This is a genomic window from Streptomyces graminilatus, assembly GCF_001418565.1.
In the GTDB taxonomy this organism is placed as follows: Bacteria; Actinomycetota; Actinomycetes; order Streptomycetales; family Streptomycetaceae; genus Streptomyces; species Streptomyces graminilatus.
In genome coordinates this window covers 1-3,135 of the sequence record NZ_LIQQ01000712.1, presented here as the reverse complement: position 1 = coordinate 3,135, position 3,135 = coordinate 1, and the positions used below count along the sequence as shown (strand labels likewise).

3 protein-coding genes are annotated in these 3,135 nt (G+C 72.1%); 1 reads left to right on the top strand and 2 read right to left on the bottom strand.

Annotation, left to right across the window (positions count from 1 at the left end; translation table 11 throughout):
• Positions 1-192: 192 nt before the first annotated feature.
• On the top strand, positions 193-1,101 hold the full coding sequence (locus AOK08_RS40435; protein WP_055535362.1) for a Gfo/Idh/MocA family protein: 909 nt from the start codon (positions 193-195) through the stop codon (positions 1,099-1,101).
• On the opposite strand, the gene lnt is transcribed toward AOK08_RS40435, so the two are convergent.
• Both lnt and AOK08_RS40425 read right to left on the bottom strand, forming a co-directional pair.
• Positions 1,022-2,596: an apolipoprotein N-acyltransferase gene (gene lnt, locus AOK08_RS40430; protein ID WP_055535360.1), complete on the bottom strand. Its 1,575-nt coding sequence runs from the start codon at positions 2,594-2,596 to the stop codon at positions 1,022-1,024. The two genes, AOK08_RS40435 and lnt, sit on opposite strands and share 80 nt — an antisense overlap.
• A gap of 128 nt (positions 2,597-2,724) precedes the next feature.
• Positions 2,725-3,135, bottom strand: a 411-nt coding sequence (locus AOK08_RS40425; protein WP_055535358.1) for a nuclear transport factor 2 family protein, incomplete at its 5' end; no start/stop codon positions are given.

Sequence of the window (3,135 nt, the reverse complement as noted above, 5' to 3'; positions counted from 1 at the left end):
GGTGGCCTGCTGGGGCCGTACAGGGGGTCGCGCGGGAGTCAAGCGGGGGTCGAGCGGGGGTCATGCCGGAAGAATAGGGCCGGCGGGTTCCTCACCGGCCCTATGCTTCCGGCATGACCCCCGCTCGACCCCCGCTTGACTCCCGCTCGACCCCTTGTACGGCCCCGGCAGGCAACCGTTGAAGGAGACCCCGTGAAGGTCGGCTGCATCGGACTCGGCGACATCGCGCGGAAGGCGTATCTGCCGGTACTGGGCACGCGGCCCGGTGTCGAACTGCATCTGCACACGCGGACGCCCGCGACACTCGCCGAGGTCGCCGACGCTCTGCGGCTGCCGGCCGGGCAGCGCCACGCAGACCTCGACGGGCTGATCGCCCAGGGCCTCGACGCGGCCTTCGTGCACGCGCCCACCGTCACGCACCCGGAGATCGTGACCAGGCTGCTGGCGGCGGGCGTACCGACGTACGTCGACAAGCCGCTGGCGTACGAACTCGCCGAGTCGGAGCGGCTGGTGGCGATGGCGGAGGAGCGCGGGGTCTCGCTCGCCGTCGGGTTCAACCGGCGTTTCGCGCCCGGGTACACCCAGTGCGCCGACCATCCGCGCGAGCTGATCCTGATGCAGAAGAACCGTATCGGGCTGCCCGAGGAACCCCGCGCGATGATCCTCGACGACTTCATCCACGTCGTGGACACCCTGCGGTTCCTGGTGCCGGGCCCGGTCGACGACGTGACCGTGCGCGCCCGCACCGAGGCCGGGCTCCTGCACCACGTGGTGCTCCAGCTCGCCGGGGACGGCTTCACCGCCCTCGGGGTGATGAACCGGCTCAGCGGCTCCGCCGAGGAGATCCTCGAGGTGTCCGGGCAGGACACCAAGCGTCAGGTGATCAACCTCGCCGAGGTGATCGACCACAAGGGCCAGCCGACCGTACGGCGGCGCGGCGACTGGGTGCCCGTGGCCCGGCAGCGCGGCATCGAACAGGCCGTGCTCGCCTTCCTCGACGCCGTGCGCGCGGGAAAGGTGCTCAGCGCCCGGGACGCACTGGCGACTCACGAACTGTGCGAGCGGGTGGTACGAGCGGTGACGGAGCGGACCGCCGCCTGAGCAGGCCCGCGCCCTCGACGGCACCCAGGACGACGAGGGCGAGCACGGCCGCGTGCACCGGCCAGTCACCGAAGCGGACATACGGCGTGACACCCCGGGCCAGCGGTACGTCGTACACCGCCGAGGTGCTCGCGTCGGTGCCGAGCCACGAGCCGACGCGCTCACCGCTCGGGCCGTAGACGGCGGAGACGCCGGTCAGCGTGGCGTGCACCATGGGCCGGCCGGTCTCGGCGGCGCGCAGGGCCGCGATCGAGGCGTGCTGCTCGGGCGCCCAACTGTGCTGGAACGACGAGGTCGAGGACTGGGCGACGAGCACCTGGGCGCCGTCCTGGGCGAGGTGGCGGCTCATGTCCGGGAACGCGGACTCGAAGCAGACCATGGGCCCGATACGCAGCCCGTGCCCGACGTCCATCACCACCTGCTCGCTGCCGCGCCTGCGGTCCTCGCCCGCCGCCTTGCCGACGGAGGTGGCCCAGCCCAGCAGCGAACGCGCCGGAATGTACTCACCGAACGGCACCAGCCGCATCTTGTCGTACCGGTCCCCGGTGGGGCCGTCCGGGCCGACGAGCACCGAACTCTTGTAGATGCCGGGCCGGTCGGAGCGTCTGGCGTCCACGTTGACGAGGATGTCGGCCCCCGTCGCGCGCGAGAGCGACGCGAGCCGTTTCGCCAGGTCGGGCCGGTCGGCGAGGTCGAAGCCGACGCTGCTCTCGCCCCAGACGACGAGGTCGACGTCCTGACCGTCGGCCAGTCGGCGGGTGAGCGCCTCCTCGATGGCGAACCGCTTCCCGGGGCTGTCGGTCCCGGCGACGATGCCCGGCTGGACGACGGCGATCCGCACCCGGCCCTCCGTCTCCGGACGCGGTGACCACATCCAGGCCGCCGAGGTCACGGCGGCGGTGGCGACGAGCCCGGCAACGGCCGGGACCCGGGACTCGCGCACCGCGACCAGCACGCCGACCGCGACATTCACGGCGACCACCAGGAAGCTGAGCAGCCACACCCCGCCGACGGAGGCCAGCCGCAGCGCGGGCGCCACCTGCCACTGGCTGGAACCGATCATGCCCCAGGGCCCGCCGAGCCCCTGCCAGGACCGCACCAGCTCGACCATCAGCCACCCCGACGGCAGCACCACCAGCCCGGCCGCGATCCGTCCCGCCGAGGCCCGGCCCGCCAGGAACCGGCGTACGAGCACGCCCCAGGGTGCCCAGAGCGCGCCCAGCAGCGCCGCGACGACGACCGTGAACACATGCATGCTCGGCAGCAGCCAGTGATGCACGGCCAGGATGTACCCGAGGCCACCGAACCAGCCGTCGTACGCCGCCCGTTTGGCGGTGGGCGCGGACCGGACGAGCAGGATCCAGGGCACGAGCGCCACGTACGCGAACCACCACAGGGCCGGCGCCGGGAAGGCGAACATCGGCAGGGCGCCGGCCAGCGCGGCGACGACGGAACGCCGCCACGGGGAGGCGAGCCAGTGGTCGGGCAGTTTCATACGGCGCCTCCTGCCGGTCGGTCACCTCTTGCCTGTGTCCAGTGTGCGCGGTGGGGACGATCTCGGACCAGCAGGACTCCGGCCAGGAACGACGGATTCCTCGTACGGGCGTACGGCGCCCGGTGTGGCTACGCCGTGCGGCGCCACTTCTCCTCCACGACCACCTCGCGCAGCCGCCAGCCGTCCCCCGTACGGATCAGCCCGAAGGCGTACCGGCCACCGCAGACGAAGTCGGGAGCGGTGGATCCGCCTTCGCCGGCACCGTTCGCGAGGCGCATGGGATTGACGTAGTCCGCCTGGACGCGGGCGGTGTCACCGGTGTCCTGCTCAAGGAGGCCGAAGCCGACCCGGCGGTTGACGATCAGATGCTGCCGCATCGGAAACAGTTCCATGTTCTGCCTGAGCCACCCGGCGACGTCTCGGGCGTCCCCCTCGATGCCACCGGCCGAACGGTAGTCCGCCCGCCCGTCCGGCGTGAACAGTTTCACGTACGTCTCCCAGTCACCGTCGTCCACCGCCACCGCGTACGCGGTGACGAG

Bases quoted from the DNA above. Each gene is read 5' to 3' on its own strand.
- lnt (WP_055535360.1), bottom strand. From the start codon at position 2,596: ATGAAACTGCCCGACCACTGGCTCGCCTCCCCGTGGCGGCGTTCCGTC.